At 37.6% G+C, this 20405-nt stretch carries 14 protein-coding genes and 1 pseudogene; 14 read left to right on the top strand and 1 reads right to left on the bottom strand.

What is annotated here, in order from left to right; genetic code table 11:
* The first annotated feature begins 109 nt into the window (after window positions 1–109).
* The 8 genes from HX13_RS24455 to HX13_RS14415 all read left to right on the top strand — a co-directional run bounded on the left by HX13_RS24455 (window position 110) and on the right by HX13_RS14415 (window position 9386).
* Window positions 110–5029, top strand: a complete 4920-nt coding sequence (locus HX13_RS24455) for a SpvB/TcaC N-terminal domain-containing protein (protein ID WP_238555366.1) — start codon at window positions 110–112, stop codon at window positions 5027–5029.
* Window positions 4974–6233, top strand: a complete 1260-nt coding sequence (locus HX13_RS24450) for an RHS repeat domain-containing protein (RefSeq protein ID WP_238555365.1) — start codon at window positions 4974–4976, stop codon at window positions 6231–6233. The genes HX13_RS24455 and HX13_RS24450 overlap by 56 nt, the downstream gene beginning before the upstream one ends.
* Window positions 6163–6843 (top strand): polymorphic toxin type 23 domain-containing protein, encoded by a 681-nt coding sequence (locus HX13_RS22130; RefSeq protein WP_238555410.1) that lies wholly within the window; start codon window positions 6163–6165, stop codon window positions 6841–6843. Before HX13_RS24450 ends, HX13_RS22130 begins: the two co-directional genes overlap by 71 nt.
* A gap of 81 nt (window positions 6844–6924) precedes the next feature.
* Complete coding sequence (locus HX13_RS14435) at window positions 6925–7341, top strand: hypothetical protein (protein WP_128572428.1); 417 nt, start codon at window positions 6925–6927, stop codon at window positions 7339–7341.
* Between the two features lie 17 nt (window positions 7342–7358).
* Entirely contained in the window at window positions 7359–8054 is a 696-nt protein-coding gene (locus tag HX13_RS22125; protein WP_082129166.1) for a polymorphic toxin type 23 domain-containing protein, read from the top strand.
* A 223-nt stretch (window positions 8055–8277) separates the two neighbouring features.
* Complete coding sequence (locus HX13_RS14425) at window positions 8278–8595, top strand: hypothetical protein (RefSeq protein ID WP_050021691.1); 318 nt, start codon at window positions 8278–8280, stop codon at window positions 8593–8595.
* Window positions 8589–8774, top strand: a complete 186-nt coding sequence (locus tag HX13_RS14420; protein WP_050021690.1) for a polymorphic toxin type 23 domain-containing protein — start codon at window positions 8589–8591, stop codon at window positions 8772–8774. Before HX13_RS14425 ends, HX13_RS14420 begins: the two co-directional genes overlap by 7 nt.
* 114 nt (window positions 8775–8888) lie before the next feature.
* Complete coding sequence (locus tag HX13_RS14415; RefSeq protein ID WP_128572427.1) at window positions 8889–9386, top strand: hypothetical protein; 498 nt, start codon at window positions 8889–8891, stop codon at window positions 9384–9386.
* A 1029-nt stretch (window positions 9387–10415) separates the two neighbouring features.
* On the opposite strand, the gene HX13_RS14410 is transcribed toward HX13_RS14415, so the two are convergent.
* On the bottom strand, window positions 10416–11240 hold the full coding sequence (locus HX13_RS14410; protein ID WP_157837447.1) for a universal stress protein: 825 nt from the start codon (window positions 11238–11240) through the stop codon (window positions 10416–10418).
* Between the two features lie 291 nt (window positions 11241–11531).
* On the opposite strand from HX13_RS14410, the gene HX13_RS14405 reads away from it, so the two are divergent.
* The 6 genes and pseudogenes from HX13_RS14405 to HX13_RS14380 all read left to right on the top strand — a co-directional run bounded on the left by HX13_RS14405 (window position 11532) and on the right by HX13_RS14380 (window position 20350).
* Window positions 11532–12590, top strand: a complete 1059-nt coding sequence (locus HX13_RS14405; RefSeq protein WP_228377711.1) for a sensor histidine kinase — start codon at window positions 11532–11534, stop codon at window positions 12588–12590.
* Window positions 12587–13352: pseudogene (locus HX13_RS14400) on the top strand (LytR/AlgR family response regulator transcription factor). The gene HX13_RS14405 and the pseudogene HX13_RS14400 overlap by 4 nt, the downstream one beginning before the upstream one ends.
* Window positions 13353–13867: 515 nt before the next feature.
* Window positions 13868–14986 carry an efflux RND transporter periplasmic adaptor subunit gene (locus HX13_RS14395; protein WP_050021686.1) on the top strand — a complete coding sequence of 373 codons (1119 nt, stop codon included), beginning with the start codon at window positions 13868–13870 and terminating at the stop codon, window positions 14984–14986.
* Window positions 14987–15016: 30 nt separating this feature from the next.
* On the top strand, window positions 15017–18166 hold the full coding sequence (locus tag HX13_RS14390; RefSeq protein WP_050021685.1) for an efflux RND transporter permease subunit: 3150 nt from the start codon (window positions 15017–15019) through the stop codon (window positions 18164–18166).
* Window positions 18163–19578, top strand: coding sequence for an efflux transporter outer membrane subunit (locus HX13_RS14385; protein WP_050021684.1), 1416 nt, complete (start codon window positions 18163–18165; stop codon window positions 19576–19578). Before HX13_RS14390 ends, HX13_RS14385 begins: the two co-directional genes overlap by 4 nt.
* Before the next feature lie 196 nt (window positions 19579–19774).
* On the top strand, window positions 19775–20350 hold the full coding sequence (locus HX13_RS14380) for a DUF4840 domain-containing protein (protein WP_050021881.1): 576 nt from the start codon (window positions 19775–19777) through the stop codon (window positions 20348–20350).
* The last annotated feature ends 55 nt before the right edge of the window (window positions 20351–20405 follow it).

Genomic DNA, 20405 nt, shown 5'->3' with positions numbered 1-20405 from the left:
ATTGAAAATGGTGCATTGAACTTCAAGAAATTGCTCTTTCTCTGCATTCAGTCATTTCTATCGATCAATGATATTCATCAATTAGCTTTTATAAATATCCAACACAAATATGAAAATTATTTCATCCTTTATATTGTCTTTATGCTCAGTGGTAAGCTTCTCACAGACGATACTGTATCAGGCAGAAACCACGTCGAGGACAGTTCAAGATCCACAATCAGTAGTTTTTGCACAGGGATTTATAGCAAAATCTGATATTTCCAATCCTTTTATAGCCAAGATTGGGCCTGCAACAGAAAATGCAGGAGGAAGCCCTGTAGACTCCAATGCAGGCACTGATAATCCAAGTGGGGCATCTGCTCCGACAGGACAAAGCTTCCATGATACAAAGGGAAATATAGAAGTTACGGGAGGAGGACAATTGCAGTTTACTTTACCTATTGCTTTACCTCCGGGAGTAAAATCTGTGGCTCCTCAAATTAATCTTGTATATTCCAGTGATTCAGGAAACGGAATTGCAGGATACGGCTGGAACTTATCAGGAATCACGGCTATTTCCCGAATAGGAAAGAATATTGAAAAAGATGGAGAAGTAAAAAGTATCCAGATTGATTATTCGGATTATTACAGTTTCAATGGACAAAGATTGATCCTGAAATCCGGCGAATATGGAAAGGATGGTGCAGAATATGTTACAGAGAAATATTCCAACATTAAAATTAAGTCTCTTGGCAATATTCCAAACTGGAAGCAGCCTGAATATTGGGAGGTAACTTTTGAAGACGGTTCGCAGGCTTGGTATGGAGGAGTAGCTCCCGGTTGGAATAATGCTACTAATCGCTTAGGGTTTAGTATTGTAAAGTGGAAAGATACCCAGGGAAATGTCATCAATTATAATTATGATCAGGAATATAATGTCAATGTGATCAGATCTATTACTTGGGGAGGGAATGAAAACTTAGGGACAGCCTCTTTTAATGAAATAGTATTTAATTATAATGACAGAAATATTCCTGAAGGAGCATATATCAACGGCTCAGGGACTTTGTTTACCCAAACAAAAATTTTAAAAGATATTATTGTTAAAATAAGCGGGCAGATTTTTAAGAAATATGTACCGGAGTATTTCATTGATTCTATAGGATACCAATACATTAAACAGATTACTGAATCTAATTCCAAAGGTGAACCGGCCAACCCTGTTGTATTTAATTATCCTGTTCAAAACCCAACATCTGTCAGTGGTTGGAATATGGATAGTCAGGCTTTATTTGATAAGGTTAAGTTTACAGGAGATTTCAATGGAGATGCTTATCTTGATTTTATCATGACGGATGGAACTATAAAGCTGGGTGTTTTTAATGATGATTTTAATGTTGTTCAAACCAATAAGATTTTTAATTCAAGCTCTGTGGTTGTTAACACATTCCTGGATGAAACCGGAAAGGTTGTTAATGGTAATGGGGTGGCAGAGTATGAAAAGGGTAAAATTTCTGTATATGCTTTCAGAAATAATACTTTTGTTAAAGTTTTTGAAAAATTAGTTTACGATGATTCTGATTGTATACGAGGGAGCCAGCCTCCGCCTGCCGGTTGTAAGATAACAACAACATTAAATGAAGGAGATAGTAACGGAGATGGTATCTCTGATATTTTTGTTACTATAAAAAGAGAAGAATGTTATTGGGCACAAGACCCTAACTGTAACAATACTACTTCCAATGGCATCGCTAATCGACCTCCTCCATGCTCAATACTTCAATGTGCTTCTTATACAGCAGGGAATCTCATTGTAGATTTAAAGAATCAAAATAGTCCTCTTGCTACTTATACTTTAGGTGCCGGAATTAATGAAAGCTTATATACGGATCAAAAATATATGGATATTGACAGTGATGGTAAAGTAGACATTATTAATGTGTCGAATACTGCGTACACGATCTTTGAATTTGTAAAAACAGCACCGGATCAATATCTAAAGAAAATTAAGTTTACCGGAAACTTAGAAGAAACCAAAGGGAATGGATTTCCTGTATTATTCGGGGATTTCAATGGAGATGGAAAGCTTGATTTTGCACTCCCTCTTACTGAAGGGAAAATAGGGAAAGATGACTGGAAGTTTTACATAGGAACAGGCAAAAGTTTTAATACGGCCTTTAGACCTGATTTCTTAATGTATAAGAATGAAAATACGCAGAGTAATGGGGCTTGGCTACGATTTAGCAGAACGATGTATTCTATTACAGACCTTAATGCCGATGGGAAGTCAGATATTGTTCAGGTTCACTCCTATTCGAACTCATTAAATTCAACGTCAAGAACAATGGGAGTTGTTGTGAATGGACTGATTTCAAAAGGAGCTGCTTCATTTGGAGCTATAGATTTTACAACCCAGAATATTTACACCTATCCTACACCACCCCAGTTTAATATTGTTCAGCCTTATGATGATCTTTCCATCTATCAGCCGATAACCAATGTCATTAGGTCCAATAACAACTATTACAATGTTTTCTTATTCAGGAAAGATAATGTACTTAAAATTAAAGCTCCTACCGGAGTAGGTGAGCTAAAGAGAATACAATCAATTACACAGGGAGGTATTACAACATCTGCGAAATATCTGGAAATCATTCCGGATAATACGGTAAATCCTAATTTTTATAAGAATCCTAAAAATGAATTATATCCCTACTTCTCTTTACCGAGAATAGATAGAGGGCATGCGGTTTCACAGCTTCAACAAGAAAATAGAAAACAGGATTTCCGATACAGGGGAATGACGATGCATATGCAGGGGAAAGGAATGATAGGCTACTATCAAACAGCCCGTTCTTCCTGGTATGCAGATGGTTTTGAAAACACCAAAATCTGGACAGGAGCAGAAATAGATCCATTAAATGAAGGCGTGCCGGCAAAAGAATGGTCAGTAAGGACTAATAATGAAAGTTTGATCTTCCCGGATGATCTTTCTGAAAATAATACCCACCTCTTAAGTTTTAAATCCATCACTTACCAAACCGATAAATTATTAAATAATCAGGTAGTAAGTTCTGTTGCTGACAACGATAAGCCCAAAGTAGTAACAGCTATTGTACCGAAGACCACTAAGACAAAGGATTTTTTAACAAATACAGTAACAAACAGCACGGTATCCTACGATAATTATTATCTTCCGATACAGACCGTATCCAATGTTAATAATGGATATGCGGTAACTACTTCCACATTTGATTACACACACAATCCTTCAGGAACAGGCTCGAACTATTACATCGGACGCCCAAAATCTAAAACAGACATAGTACAGGCTTATGGTGATACCAAATCTGCTAGGGAAGAATACACCTACGAAAACAACCTGTTGAAAACCCTTAAAACCTGGAACAGGGACAATTCAGGTTACGTACAGGAAACCTATATTTACGATGACTTTGGAAACATAACCCAAAAGACGATAAGCAATAGTATGGATTCCCAAACCCAGACTACTAAAGCAGATTATGATCCCAAAGGAAGGTTTGTCATTAAGAAAACAGACAACTTAGGATTACAGACCGGTATTGTATACAACGTTTGGGGGCAGATTCTGACCCAGGTTGATCCCTTAGGAAATATTCTCACCAATACTTATGATAATTGGGGTAAATTATTAACTTCTAAAACTAATTTGGCAGGAACGACAACGTATCAGTACGAAAGAGACAACAATGCCAATATCATGGTTACTCAATATGACCCTGATGGTAATATTTCCAAAAAGTTTACCAATAAACTCGGACAGGAATACAAAATATCTTCCAAAGCATTTGGACAAGGAAAATATATTTCTAAAGAAACTCAGTATGATATTCTGGGAAGGAAATTAAAAGAGTCTGAACCCTATTTTGAGGGACAAAGTGCGAGCCAATGGAATACGATGACCTATGATGATTCTGTATTTCCGGCCAAAATAACGGCTATTGCGTTTAATGGTAAACAAATGGAGACTTCTGTTTCCGGTTTAATAACAACCGTTAAAGAGCTGAACGGTTATGGAAGAACCACTTCCAAAACCACCGACGCTTTAGGAAATGTAGTTTCTACCACCGATAAAGGAGGAAGCATACAATTCTCCTATAATGCAGCCGGGGAACAGATCAAAGCCCAATATGCAGAAAATACGGTCATCACAAAATATGACTCCTGGGGAAGGAAATCAGAATTCAATGATCCTTCTAATGGCGTTTACAAATATGAATATGATGGATTTGGACAGCCTAAAAAGACAATCAGTCCGAAGGGAACTAAAGAATATATCTACAATAATCTTGGACAGCTTATTTCTCAAAAAGAGCTATCTACCACAGATGGCGGGCAGACTACTAATAAAACCATTAGTTTTACCTATGATAATAAAGGACGAGTAATTTCCAAATCCGGGACTTCCAAAGGAAACAGTTTTAGCTCAAATGTAACGTTTGATCCTCAGGGAAGAATTCTCTCCTCATCAGAAAGCGGAAATGGGAAATACTTTATTCAAAAAGGGATTACTTATGATGATAAAGCACGAGTAATATCTTATGAAAAGCAACTTTACTCATCAGGAATATTAACTAAAATACAGATAGAAAATGTATATAGTGCATGGAATGGAGAGTTGTACCAGGTAAAAGACAAAGTGACAGGGAAGACCCTGTGGGAGCTGAAAGAAACCAATGCCAAAGGTCAGGTGCTAAAATCCAGACTGGGAGCAGCAGATGTTAATAATACGTATGATGCAAATGGTTTCTTAACAAATGTGAATCATTCATCCGCTGTTAAACCTTCCATTTTACAGCTTTCTTACTCATTCGATGCGATTAAAAATGAGCTGAAAAGCAGAACCACCGGAGGAGACTTCAATATCACCGAATCCTTTGATTATGATGACAACAACAGGTTGGTGAATTGGACAAATCCGGTAACCGGGGTAAAACCTACAACCAATCGTAATGTATACGACATCAAAGGAAGAATCACCCAAAAACGACCAGGTAGGAACCATTAAATTTGAAAACAGTCAGAAGATCTACCAGCCAACAGGCATGACCCTGAATGCCGCAGGAGTTCAGAATTATAATAATGATCTGATCCAAAGCATTTCTTATAATGAAAATAACGATCCTGTATTTATCGATGGAGAAAAAGGCGATGCCGCCTTCCAGTATGGATTGACGCCCATGAGACAAAGAGTTACTTATGGAGGAAATTTCAGCAGTGATGGAGAAGGTAAGTTCACTAAATATTACAGTGAAGACGGAAGCTATGAAATCGTAAAAGACAATACTACAGGAAAAGAAAAACATATCATTTATATAGGAGGAACCCCATATGAATCAAATATTGTATATTTAAAAAACTATGTGGAGAGCAGTGGTTCTTACAAATTTTTGCATAAAGATTATATCGGAAGCATTTTAGCGATCAGTGATGAAGCAGGAAATAAGCTGGAGCAAAGACACTTTGATGCCTGGGGGAATATGACTCACCTTCAAATAGGTAACGGGCTAATTACAACGGATATAAACAAAATTAAGGAAACAGTAAATAAAGGAGGATTACTGCTGGAAAGAGGCTATACTTCTCATGAGCACTTCATGGAAGTAGGCATCATCCACATGAACGGAAGACTATATGATCCTTTATTAAGAAGATTCTTAAATGCTGATGAAAACATCCAGGACCCATACAATACCCAAAACTACAATAAGTATGGATATGTGATGAATAATCCGTTGATGTTTAATGATCCTAGTGGAGAGTTTTTTGTAGCAGGCTTTTTCTTAAGCTATATTGCCCCGATTATCTGGGGTGCTATTGTAGGGACAGCCATTGCAGGAACAGCTTACCTTTTAACGGCTGCTTTTACGCAGAATTTTACATGGAGTGGTTTTGGAAAGGCTTTGCTGATGGGAGCAGTGGGAGGAGCAGTTACAGGTCTTTTGAATCCGGGCCTTTTTCTTTGCCGGTGGATACTCATTTTTGGGGCAGTATGCCGGAGGAGTGATTTCCAGTATTATGCCTGCGTGGAACATCAATATCGGAAACTTCAGTTTTGGGCTTTCACCAAGTATTGCCTTTGGCAAGGGGGTGGGCTTTGGGGCCAATGTCAGCGCCACTTTCCAGGCCGGAGACTTTGCTATATCGGCGGGTTTTGGGATCATGAATTACGGAGCTCATGCCGGAAGTGGAGAAAGCGGATGGGAGTTTAGGAAGTCTCTAATGGCTGGAACTTTAGGGAAGGAAGGAAATTTGGGCTTAATGCTGGGAACTAATATCTGGAGCGGTATGTACGAACAGCAAACAGGTATTATAAGACTTGCAAGTGGAGATTTTTCGATGACTTATGAAAATGATGGAGCTCCATTTGGCCATACATTGGGAGATAATAATGATAGATTTAGAACAGCTGCGATGACGATTGGTATAGGAGATTTTAGTGCAGGATTTAACCTGTTTACAGGAGTAAGATTAGAAGAAAGCTACTATGATAATAAAACACTTTATAGTCCAAAAGATATTACTGAGGGCAAAATTCCTTATGATTATTGGCAAATGGGCAAATCATCAATAGGAGATTATGGTGAGAAATATAAAAATGGAATAGTTGATGAACGAGGCAGACAGTATCGATTTGGAGGGGCTTATGTTGGCTGGGGAAATTATCGAGTGGGAATAAATTCCGATAGGTATGTAAGACATGCGATACAAAATAGATTAGCTCACACATTTATTTCTCCTCAACCAGGATTTAGAGTTTTGTCTGGTACTATAAATCCTTATTTACAATTTCAAACAAAAAACAAATTCACATCATGGTAAAAACATTTAAAATATATCATTTGGCTATTTTTTTTATTTCTTTATATGTCCTGCAGTAGTCAATTATCTGTTGAGAAAAAGATGGAATCTAAACTAAAAATGTTTAATAGAAATGACTTTAAACAAGTCCATTTTAATAATATATACCAATTAGAAGGTCTGTATGAAACAAAAAGAGATTTTGAGTTAATTTATCCTAAATTAGAAGAACACAGAGATAGTAATTATATTGATTATATGTATATACAAAATAATGGAAAAATAAACTTTGGAACGGGTTCTATGGTCCCAGATATTACTAAACACAAAGAAATACAAACATTTAATGGTGTTCTGGTAAAAGAAGGAGATAAGTACGTTATTTTTCGAAAAGTAGTACTACATCCAGTTTTAGGAGTAGGAGGATATGAAATAAAGAAACAAAAAATTTTAATTGAGAATCGTCGCTTATATATACAAGATGGTAATAACTGTTTGGTTTATAAACTTGTTGATTAAAAAATAGTACTTACAACATCAGTGCTACCTTCCGTGCTGAAAATTTTGCTATATCGGCAGGTTTTGGGATCATGAATTACGGAGCCCATGCCGGAAGTGGAGAAAGCGGATGGGAGTTTAGGAAGTCTGCGATGTTTAGCTACAATAGCAGAGACTTTGGAATTAGTCTGGGTACCAATATGTGGAGTGGGCTTCATCCTCAACAAACAGGAGTCTTAGGCTTAAGAAGTGGGGACTTTTCCATAAGCTATGAGAATGATGGGAGCCCGTTTGCTCCAAAAAAATGGTCAGAAGGAATTTTAGCAGATAATAATGATCGCTGGAGAACAGCTGCGATGACCATAGGGATAGGAGATTTTAGTGCTGGGTTTAATTTGTTTACGGGGGAACGTTTGAAAGAAACCTATGATAAAGGCTGGGATGATCAAATGATGGATTATGTTAAAAAGAATGGCCCTCTAAAAGGTGTTGCTGGTGCGAGATACCCACAAGGGTTTGCCTACGAACAGGGGCCTGCATACCGTTTAGGAGCAGCTTATGTAGGTTACAAAAACATGAGAATTGGAATAAATTCTGATAGATATATAAGGCATCCGATACAAAATATTGTAGCCCATGGTAATATATCTAAACAGCCTGGGTTTTTGGTATTGACACCAAATATTAATCCTTATTTTCAGTACAGAACAAAAAATCAATTTACATCATGGTAAAAAGGTATATAATATTACTTGGTTTATTATCAGTGAATTCTTGTATAAGCCAAAATAAATTAAAAGATGGGACAAAAGTGCCATCAAGTTCATATATTTTTTTCAAATAAGAAAAATTTTTCTTCAAACATCTTAAATCACATAAATACTAATCATTTATATGAGTTGAAAGCTACCTATATGTGTGATTATAAATTAAATATAAAAAAGAAAACTATCTCTAATGGGGGCATATTATTTACAATTTTATAATAATGGAGAGGTAAGATTCATGGATGCTTTAGAACCTAATCCTAATGTAACTGGATATAGAGGCGTAATCTATGTAAAAAATGGAAATTTTTATATTGATAAGGCTGCGCCTGTTTATACTTCGGGGAAAAACTTAGATATACATAAATATTTTCTAAAAGTAGATGGTGATTCTTTATTATTAAGGGAAGATAATAGCTTCTTTAGACAATCAGAATATATACTTCTTGTATACAAAAAATCAGGAAAAATTCCTGAGAATTGGAAGAAGTATAAGGCAGATTGGTAAACAAAATCTTCTCCTTATTAGCTACTATCAGTGCTGCTTTCCGTGTTGGAGACTTTGCTCTATCGGCAGGATTTGGGATCATGAATTACGGAGCTCATGCCGGAAGTGGAGAAAGCGGATGGGGGTTTAGGAAGTCTGCGATGGTTAGTTATAACAGCAGAGACTTTGGAATTAGTTAGAAAAATTATAATCCGCTATTCTTCATAATTGGCAAGGCCACATGAACGAGTATAACGCTGTCTATAAGTGTACCACTCATTTTATAGATCATATTCATAACTTAAAATAATAACATGATAAGAAAGATTATATCATTGCTTCTTTTGATGGGCTTTCAGCTCCATTTTTCTCAAGACACTCTGAAGTCAGTTAATAACAAAGTTATTTTTCAGGAAATATATAAGAAGCCATTTGAAAAAGCAGGAAAGCAATACAAACTGAAAGATTATCGGCAGGTAATCACCAAAGAAGAAGCCCTAGCTTATGTCAGAAGAGCGAGAACCAACAAAACGATCGGGGAGGTCTTTGCCTTCAGCGGTGGATTTTGTATGGGCTACGGATTATTTCAGGCATTAGCGGGATCAAAATATCCGGGAGATAATAACAAATCCAGGGGGTGGACGATGGTAGGGATTGGAGCAGGAATTGTAGGGATCGGGTTGCCTTTTGCCCTTTCGGTTAACAAAAACCTGATAAAAGCGGTGGATATAGAAAACGGAACGCCACCCCATACAGGACAACTAAATATGAACATTGGAACAAACGGTATTGGGCTGTCCTATAATTTTTAACTGTAATACCTCCAAAGAAATAACCTTCTCCCGAAAAACTGTTCCATTTTTTGGAGAAGGTCATTTTTCTTAATTTTAGGAGGACTTACACCATATAACCCAGTCCCCTACTTGCCACAAAAACAATAGGGCGAGGATATATATTTACATCATGGTAATTAAAAGAATATTATTGCTTTTAGGCTGTATGGCTTGTGTTCAACAAAGTAAATTTCATGAAAAATGTGAGAATATTAGCATATACCTGTTGCTCATGAGGCTTTTGACATAATTGATACTATATCTACTTATAAATTAGTAAAGAATTATGAATTATGGAATAAAAAAGTCTTGGATTAGGCGATAGAGGAGATAGTTACCGCTCTGCTGCATTTAATAAGTATAGGTGATTTTTCTGCGGGTATTAATTTATTTACGGGATATAGAGGATTAGATAATCAAGAAGAGGAAAAAAAAATCCATGATCTTAAATTCAAGAGGAAACCGCATAAATCCAATTGTTAATGAGACCGATGGTTATGGTAGAAAATTCAAATATGGTTTTACTAATGAAAAGATAGAATTAAAGAATAATACGTTTGTAAAAAAAGTATTGAAGAAATGATGAAATAAAAATAGTAAAAGGAGGAATTACAGGGATGACAATATCTGTTAAATGGAGGTCTGAGCAATTTAATAAATTCTATAGTTTTTCTGGGATGGAAATGAATGGTACCGGTTTTAGTGGAAATGGAATAGGAATAGGCTTTAGTACAGGAAGAATAAATCAGGTTGATATAGAATTGGGATATTTTCTGATACAAGTTTTAAAAGGAAATTAATTTATATAGGTTTGCGTTCTGCTTTAATACAGGTTTGTCAATCACAATATAATGACTTTGTAACATCAGTCTGCTTTATTTACCCAGGAAAAAATTCAAAAAACATGACCGGAAAGAAATTTCCGGTCATATTAAACAAGATTAAGTGTAAAATTTAGCCTTTAGGGCAAAAAAGGATAATTCAAATGTGTACAGATTTTTATTGATCTTAATCTATGTTTAATGGTATTGATAATAGTGGAATTTTATTTTTGTGTGCCATTATAGCTGTTTTACTCCGGTGAAACAGAGATTCCACGAGATTGTATTTATAAGGAATCATGGTCAGCAAATCAGGATTGGCCAGCCTGATTTCTTCTTCAATAGCCTTTATCACTTCAAAAGACTGTATCATTTTAAAGCTGTATTTGATATCATCCAGGTCATATCCGGAATTCAGATCGATATCGTGCATGACTTCAGTAAAATCTTCCAGACGTTCGCTTACATTAAATATTTCAATATCAGCGTTGAATTCATTGATGAAGTTATAAATATCATTCATCGCAGACCAGGTTATATTCTTATGAGTATCATAGGCAAACAGGATTTTGTGAATGCCTGTATATTCTATATGATCAGGAATAATTAAAGAGGGCTTTTCAATACGATGAATCGTCTGGCCTACAAGAGTTCCCAAAAGTTTTTGCTCAATCGTTTTTTGAGTCATTCCCATGACAATAAAATCTCCGTTATGGGTATGTATGGCATTCTGAAGTTCTTCAATGAAATTACCTGAAGCCAGGTGATGATTAACCGGGATCCGGTACAGGTCACTCAATTCAGCGGCTTTATCAGCAATTTTTTTTTGATTCTTAAGCGTTTGTGCATAGAAAAATTCTGCAGAGGCCTGGGCATTCAGGGCATGTATGGACACACTCTGCAGAGTAAAGAGTATGAGTGTATATTCGTTTTCTTTAGCCATTGAAGCAGCATAATGAGTGGCATTTTCTGCTTCCTGGGAAAAATCTGTACAGACAATTATTGTTTTCATTTGTACCCAATTTGAATACGGCAAAATTATTATAGAAAAGAGCCGGATATATAAAAAATAAAGTGATATTGCATAAAACGATGTTGAAATGTCTTTTTCAGGTGATGAAACGTCACCTTTCATCTTATGCCATTTATTTAACGTTTCACATCCTGTTTTGGCGGTCTCATATAAAATAGACGCTACCCATCTAAAATCTATTTCTATATTTACATTCATAAAGTTCCTTATATGAGTCGGATTTCTAACATTAGAAAAAATATAATCCGGGGTAAGAAAATTCTTTCTGCGATGAAAAGAAGATTGGTGATATGGACGGTAGCCATTCTCACTTTCTGTATTTTTTCTTATCTTATGGATCCCTTTGACCCCGTTTGGGCGGGATATCTGGAATCACCTTTGAAAATGATCGCAGAAGACCTCTTGTGGGTATTTTTTTTCTCAGTAATCATTTCAGAAGTCAGCATATTCATAGATAGTATTCTGAACAGGCTGCTTCCCTGGAAGAACAGGACGGTGAAGAGATTGCTGATCCAATGTATTCTTCAGATCGTAGGGAGTATCCTTATCGTGATTATTGTTAATTTCATCATTGACAGTACTTCTGAAAGTCTTCCTGATATGGACTCCCGGAAGGAATATACATTATTGGGACAATGGGTAGCAACCAATATTATTATTTCTTTAATTATCAGTGCTTTCAATACAGTGGATTATTTATTGGCCAACTGGAAAGAAACGGCTATAGAAGCTGCTCAGCATAAATTAAGAGCTTCCAAGCATAAACAGGCCGCTATGGCAGCGGAGCTTCAGGCACTTAAATTGCAGATTGATCCTCATTTTATTTTTAATAACCTGAGCGTATTGTCGGAACTTATTTTAGAAGACCAGCAGCTTGGTTATGAATACTCTGAAAAATTTGCAAAAGTATACCGGTACCTGCTTGTGAATTCCAGAAAAGACATTATTGCCGTAGAAGAAGAACTTAAATTTTTAGACTCCTATATTTTTTTGATTGAAAAAAGAATAGGGGATGGGGTGATATTTAAAATTAATATTCAGGATGAATACCGGTCTATGTATACCCTTCCGCTTTCTTTACAGCTATTGGTTGAAAATGCAATCAAACACAACCAGACTTCCAGAACCAATCCTTTGGAAATTCATGTATATACCCTTCCTACGGGAGAACTGGTGGTTGCCAATACCTTTTTGCCACTGATTAATAAGCCGGATTCCTCAGGAGTAGGGTTGACGAATGTCATCGCAAGATATGATATATTAGGCTATACAAAACCTGTCATAGAAAAAACTGAAGATAAATTTATTGTAAAACTCCCATTGATATGAAGCTGAACAAAATTTTAATAATTGAAGATGAAAAACCGAATGCAGACCGCTTAAAAAAGACTTCTTCTAAAGTTAAGACCCCATGTAGAAATCTTATCAGTAGAAGATTCCATCATTTCTGCAGTGCACTGGCTTGAAAATAATGCTGCTCCGGATATGATTATGATGGATGTACGCCTGGCAGACGGATTGAGCTTTGAAATATTTAATAAATTTGAGATCAGAAGCCCTGTGATTTTTACGACAGCTTATGATGAATATGCGGTTCAGGCATTCAAATACAACAGTATAGACTACTTGCTGAAACCAATAGAAGAGGAAGAACTTGAGATCGCATTAAGACGCTATGAAACCTTCATAGAAACGGTCCCTTTTGTAGGAACGGCGATAGAAGGACTCCTTAATTATATCCAGCCTAAAGATTATAGAAAACGATTCCTGATTGCTCATCGGGACGGTTACAAAACCGTTTCAACCGAAGATATCCTGTATTTTTATACAGAACTGGGAATCAGTAAAGCCATGCTGAATACCGGAACCGTTGAAAATGTTCCCCAAACCCTGGAAGAGCTTGAGAAACAACTGGATCCCAAATTTTTTTTCCGGGCAAACAGGCAGTTCATTATTCATATTGATTCTGTAAAGCAGATTTTTAATCATTTTAATGGGAAACTTAAGCTGGAACTGAGGAAACAACCTGATGTGGAAGTAATTGTAAGCCGCGAGAAGGCTTCTGTTTTCAAATCCTGGATGGATTATTAGTTAATTTTAACCACAGATGACACAGATATGCACAGATGTTTGCGGATAATTTTTGTTTATGGATAAGCAGATACGCAGATTTACAAAAATCTATGATTTAGCTTATATGAACATCTCAACGCAACGCTTTTAACTTCAAAAACTGAAGTGTTTAAAAACTTTTGTGGTTTATTTTAACCACAGATGACACGGATATGCGCAGATGATTGCGTGTAATTTTTGTTTATGTATAAGCAGACGGAGATTTACGACGAAAATCTATGATTTTTAAAACTTATGTGAACTTCTTAGCGCTATACTTTTTAACTTTAAAAACTATGGTGTTCAAAAACTTTGTGCTTTTGCGGTTTAATGAAAGAGCTTACTTATAGGCTAAATCGCCTGAATAGCTACTTTTCCCTTCATTTTTGGTATCATACGTTTCACCTGCGATTAATTACGTTTCACCTGATTTCTGCATCAGTATCCTTATGAGATGAACTTATTTTGCTCCTGTAAAATTTAAATCAAATGTTATGAATTACAGAAAAGGATATTGGGCTCTTCCCCTTATCGCTGCAACAATATTGTATTCTTGTGGTTCGGGAAATGCTCAGGAAAATTCCCAACAAATGCCGGCCCTGCCTACAGATTTTATTCAGGTAAAATCAGGAGATGAAGATGTTTCTACCGGATATCCGGGGAGTATAGAAGGGCAGGATAATGTAGAAATAAAAGCTCAGGTTACCGGGTATCTTGAAGCGGTATATATCAAAGAGGGACAATACGTTAATAAAGGACAGACATTGTTCAGGATTAATCCATCAGTGTACAATGAGCAGGTTAATACAAATCAGGCGGCCTTAAAAGCGGCCCTGGCAGCACAGGAAACAGCAAGGCTGGAAGTTGAAAAGTTAAAACCGCTTGTAGAGGGAAAAGTAGTTTCCGATATGCAGCTGAAAACAGCACAGGCTAACCTTAAAGCTGCTTCAGCACAGGTAGCTCAGGCACAGTCTTCATTAGGATCTTCAAAGATCAATGCTGGTTTTACTTACATCAAAGCACCTGTAAGCGGGTATATCGGAAGAATTCCCAACAGGATAGGGAATCTTATCAGCCCTTCCGATGCGTCACCTTTGACAACACTTTCGAACATCAATACAGTGAATGTTTATTTCTCCATGAATGAAGCCGATTTCATAGCCCATAGCAGAGCTGCAGCATCAGGAAATAATACGGGAAATGTAGATCTTATTCTGGCAGATGGCTCCATGTATTCTTTGAAAGGAAGACTGGAAGCCGCCAGTGGAAATTTCGACAGAACTACCGGAAGTATACAGATGAAAGCTGTGTTTCAGAATCCGGATAAATTGTTGAGAGCCGGAGGTACAGCGAGAGTAATGATTCACAATGCGTTGGACGGTGTTGTTAAGCTCCCGAAAACTTCAGTGAAAGATATTCAGGATAAATACTTTGTATATAAACTGGAGGGAAAGGATAAAGTGAAGATGACCCAGATTAAAGTTTCGGGAAGTACCACACAGGATTACTTTATAAAAGAAGGAGTGAATGCAGGGGACAAGATCGCAATTAACAGAATTGATGCCCTTACCGATGGGGCACAGGTTGTCGCTAAAGTGGTTCCTTCAAAATAATTTTTATAACCATTCTTAGATTATTCGAAAATGTTAAAAAAGATAATAGACCGTCCTGTACTGGCGACGGTGATATCCCTTATCATTGTTATTTTAGGGATCATAGGATTAAACCAGCTGGCGGTGACCAGGTTCCCGGATATTTCACCACCCACGATTACCGTTTCAGGGTCATATCCCGGAGGAAACAGCGAAACAGTGATACGTTCCGTAGTAACACCGCTGGAAGAACAGATCAACGGGGTGGAGGATATGAGCTATATGAAATCCACCGCGAGTAATGATGGTACATTTACCATTTCTGTTATTTTCAAACAAGGGGTAAATGCAGACCAGGCTGCAGTAAATGTACAGAACAGGGTACAGCAGGCCACTCCGATACTTCCGCAGGAAGTTATACGGATGGGGCTAACCACTTCTAAACAGCAAAACAGTATGGTGCTGATCTTCAATATCTATACAGAAGATAATAAACAATATGACGAAACATTCCTTCAGAACTATGCCAATATCAATCTTATCCCCCAGATTAAAAGGGTAAAAGGAGTAGGGCAGGCGCAGATTTTCGGGGTTAAAGATTACTCGATGAGAATCTGGCTTAATCCACAAAAGATGTCATCGTATGGCCTTGTTCCCGCGGATGTTTCCAGTGCCATTGCAGATCATAGTCTGGAATCTGCTCCGGGTAAACTGGGAGAAGAGTCTGATGCGGCATTGGAATATGTGATCCGGTACAAAGGAAAAAAGAATACACCGGAACAATATGAAAATATGATCGTTAAAAATGATGGAACGAACGTAATCCGGCTTAAAGATGTAGCCCGTGTAGAATTCGGGTCTATCAATAACAGTGGAGACAACCTTTCCAACGGAAGGAATGCCGTTACCGTAGCCATCATGCAAACCACAGGATCAAATGCCAATGAAATTGAAATAGGCGTTAATAAAGCCATTGACCAACTGGCAAAATCATTTCCCCCGGGGATAAAATATACCAAGGTAATGAGTACCAAAGAAAGATTGGATGAAGCAACGGGGCAGGTAAAATCTACCTTGTTGGAAGCATTTATCCTTGTATTCATTGTAGTGTTTATTTTCCTGCAGGATTTCAGGTCTACCATTATTCCTGCGATTGCAGTTCCTGTGGCGATTGTCGGTACTTTCTTTTTCCTTCTGGTGTTAGGGTTTACCATTAATGTACTGACGCTTTTTGCCCTTGTACTGGCTATTGGTATTGTTGTGGATGATGCTATTGTAGTAGTGGAGGCTGTTCACAGTAATATGGAAGGAACTGACCTTTCGGGAAGAGACGCAACGCACAAGGCAATGAACGAAATTACAGGAGCCGTAATCTCTATTACCCTTGTCATGTCTGCGGTATTTATTCCTATTGGGTTTATGTCGGGATCTGCAGGATTGTTTTATAAGCAGTTTGCTTACACTTTGGCCATTGCTATTATCATTTCAGCGGTTAATGCATTAACGTTGACTCCAGCTTTATGTGCGGTATTCCTGAAAAACCATCATGCAGAAGAAGGCGGAAAAACCAAAGGATTCGGACAACGGTTTGCTGTGGCATTCAATGCAGGATTCAATAACATGACGAACCGCTATGCAAAAGGGGTGAAGTTCTTAATCGGACGCAAATGGATTGCTGCAGGATTAATTGCCGGTATTATAGGATTATCTGCATGGTTGCTGTCAAGTACAACCAAGAGCTTTGTTCCTATGGAAGACGATGGATTCTTTATTTATTCATTAAGCATGCCACCAGGAACAGGGTTGACAAAAACAACGGAGGTTTCCAATAAAATCAATACCATTTTAAAAAGTGTGGAAGCAGTTCAGGAAAACACGTCCATTACAGGATTTAACCTGTTAAGCAACAGTGCCGGTCCTGCGTATGCGATGGGATTTGTAAAATTGAAGCCGAAAAAAGAGAGAGGTGCCGTTCAGGATATTGATGAGATTATGAATATTGTGAATGGAAAACTGTCCGGAATCAAGGAAGGAAGTGTAATGAGTTTCAGAATGCCACCGGTAGAAGGATACGGAGTAACCAATGATGCAGAAATCGTTCTTCAGGATCGTATGGGAAGAGATCCACAGGTTCTTAAGGCTAAGGCAGATGATGTCATCGGACAGCTGATGCAGCTTCCTGAGGTAGCCTATGCATATACGATGTTCAGGGCAGATTACCCTCAGCTGGAGCTTGAAGTAAATGAAGACAAGGCAAAACAGCTGGATGTCAGTGTGGCTAATTTGCTGGGAACGGTACAGACGTATTTCTCAGGAGACCAATCCCAGAACTTTTCAAGATTCGGAAAATTCTATAGGGTGAATATTAAAGCAGACGGGGTTTTCAGAATGGACGAACAGGCTTTCAATGATATTTTTGTGAAAAACTCTAAAGGAGAAATGGTTCCCGTAAACACCCTGATTACTTTGAAAAAAGTCTATGGCCCCGAATCAGTTCAGCGATACAATCTTTATAATTCATTGAACATCAATGTGGTGCCGAAGCCGGGTATAAGTAACGGAGCTTTAATGGATAAAATAGAACCTACATTGAATAAACTCCCGTCCGATTATAGCTTTGAATGGACCGGATTGAGTTTAGAAGAAAAATCAGCAGGAAATCAAACTGTTGTTATCCTTGGATTATGTTTGCTTTTCGTGTATCTGCTCCTCGCAGCACAGTATGAGAGCTATATCCTTCCTCTGGCTGTAATGCTATCCATTCCGACAGGAGTAGTAGGGGCATTCCTGGGGATAAAAGCTATTGGCTTCGACAACAATATTTATGTACAGGTAGGATTGATTATGCTTATCGGATTGCTGGCAAAAAATGCCATTCTTATCGTGGAATTTGCTATACAACGGAGAAAATCAGGGCTATCCATCATAGATTCAGCATTGGAAGGAGCAAAGGCCAGGCTGCGTCCCATTATCATGACCTCACTGGCTTTTATTGTAGGGATGATTCCGCTGATGCTTTCTACAGGAGGAATGGCTTCAGGAAACAAATCGATCAGTGTGAGCGCTGCCATTGGGATGTTGAGTGGTGTTGTTCTGGGCGTATTTGTAATCCCTGTGTTATACATGTTCTTTCAATATCTGGATGAAAAGTTTTCATCAAAAAAAGAAGTATCCTGTACTACAAAAACAATTGTCAAATGAGAATATTTAATATAAAGAATTTCCTTATTTCAGGCGCAATGGCATCATTAATGGTGTCCTGTGCCGTAGGGAAAAAATATACAAGAACAGATCTTCAGGTTCCTGAATCATATAAAGAACCGGTGCAGGTAACAGGAGATACCGTAGTTCTTCCCTGGAAAACGTTCTTCAAAGATCCTAAGTTGATAGGGTTAATCGATAAAGCACTGGCCAGAAATAATGAGGTGAATATTGCCTTAAAAAATATAGAACAGCTGGATCTGATCTATAAGCAAGCTAAGTTATCCCTCATGCCAACCCTGGACTTCAGCGCAGGAGCCAATAGAAGCTGGGCCTCTAAGAACAGTCTCAACGGCTCTCTGAATGAACAGTTTTTAGGAACAAAATATATTGATGATTTTAATGCAACCCTTAGGCTTTCGTGGGAAATAGATATCTGGGGGAAAGCTAAAATGCAGAAGGAATCAGCAGCTGCTGAATACTTTGCCCAGAAAGAGAATTTAAATGCGATTAAAAGCCGCATTGTGGTTCAGGTAGCACAGGCTTATTACAATCTGATAGGCTTGGACGAACAGCTGAAAATTGCCGAACAGAATATCGAATTGAGCAATAGTACGCTTACCATGATGAAACTTCAGTTTACGGCAGGTCAGATCAATTCACTGGCAGTACAGCAGTCGGAAGCTCAGAAAAAAACAGCTGAACTATTGATTCCTTTGGCAAAGCAGAATATTTCAATTCAGGAAAATGCATTGAGTATCCTTTGTGGTGAATATCCCACCAAAATTGAAAGAGAAGGAAACCTGAAAGATATGATTCCTGAAAACAAGCTTTCAGAAGGCCTTCCTGCACAGCTATTGAGCCGCAGACCAGATCTGAAGGTTGCCGAATATAACGTCATCAGTCTGAATGCAAAAACAGGATTGGCAAAAGCCGCCATGTATCCAAGCATCAGCCTGAGCCCGCAGATTGGTGTGAATTCTAATAAGTTTAATAGCTGGTTTGATATTCCGGGCTCCATCACGAAAGCCATTGCGGCAAATCTGGTTGCTCCGGTTTTCCAGAAAAAGCAGTTGAAAACCACTTACAAAACCGCATTGATAGAACAGGAAAAAGCGGCAATCAACTTTAGGCAGGCGGTAATGACGGCTGTAGCTGAAGTTTCTGATGCCATGGCAAAATCTAAAGGTTCTTCCGAAAGATTACTGCTTTTGGATCAGAGGACAGCCATTTTAGATAAAGGAATTAATGATGCGCTTAAGCTGTACAAAAGCGGTATGGCTACTTATCTGGAGGTTATTACCGCACAGAATAACAAACTTCAGAATGATCTGGAAATGATCAATGTAAGTCTTGAAAGGCTCAATGCCGATGTAGAATTGTACAGGGCATTAGGAGGAGGAGCTGAATAATCAGGAATGAAATAAGATATAATTTAGGGGAGGTTACAAATGTAGCTTCCTCTTTTTTATTAAAATATCTGTTGATTATCAGAATTTTATGAATTATTTCCATTTTTTTTAAAAATTTCATGCAAGATTTTTGTAAAAAGAGATTTATATCAATGAGTGCTCGAAATAATGAATGTTTAATGAAAAAAATAATGCAATGAAAAAATATACAGTACCCAGGCTTTTATTGGTGATTCTTATTATGCTGACAGGTTTGTCTTTATTCTCATGTAATAGTGATAGCCCTGAAATCCCACCGGTAAAGCTGGAAGATATTAAAGGAAATTATAAAGCGAGACTTATTACCATACAGGGAAATTTCAGGACAGAGAAAATTATAGGTTTTAAAGTAAAGAAAGACACTATAGCATTTGAAGACTTTCCGGTAAGTGAAATTGTAAAATCGGTGATAAAGGATCCGGCAAAGGCTGAAGCCGCCATTAAGGCAATGGGCAAGGTGAAATATGATCTTCAATATAATGCAACAGTCAATGCAGGGAATAATGTGCTGGAGCTTACATTTACCCCTAAAATAATGGAACTTCAGATTCCTGTTGACGGAACGAATAAAAAAGCAATGGTACTATTAAATGCCAAGCAGAAAGGTTTTTATGTAGGAATGGATCAATCATTGAGATTTGCCTTTTCAGCGGATAAAATAACAGTAGACGGGTTGGAAATCAGTCCCTATGATGCCATTAATTATAATCTTCCGTTTTGCATAAAGAATTAAATTATCAGAAATGGATTGCATTTTATCCGGTGCAATCTATTTTTGCTTCACATTT

Origin of the sequence: Chryseobacterium sp. P1-3, from assembly GCF_000738495.1 — a bacterium.
Classification (GTDB): Bacteria; Bacteroidota; Bacteroidia; order Flavobacteriales; family Weeksellaceae; genus Chryseobacterium; species Chryseobacterium gallinarum.
The sequence above is the reverse complement of the archived record's forward strand: the minus strand, read 5'-3'. Positions and strand labels throughout refer to the sequence as shown.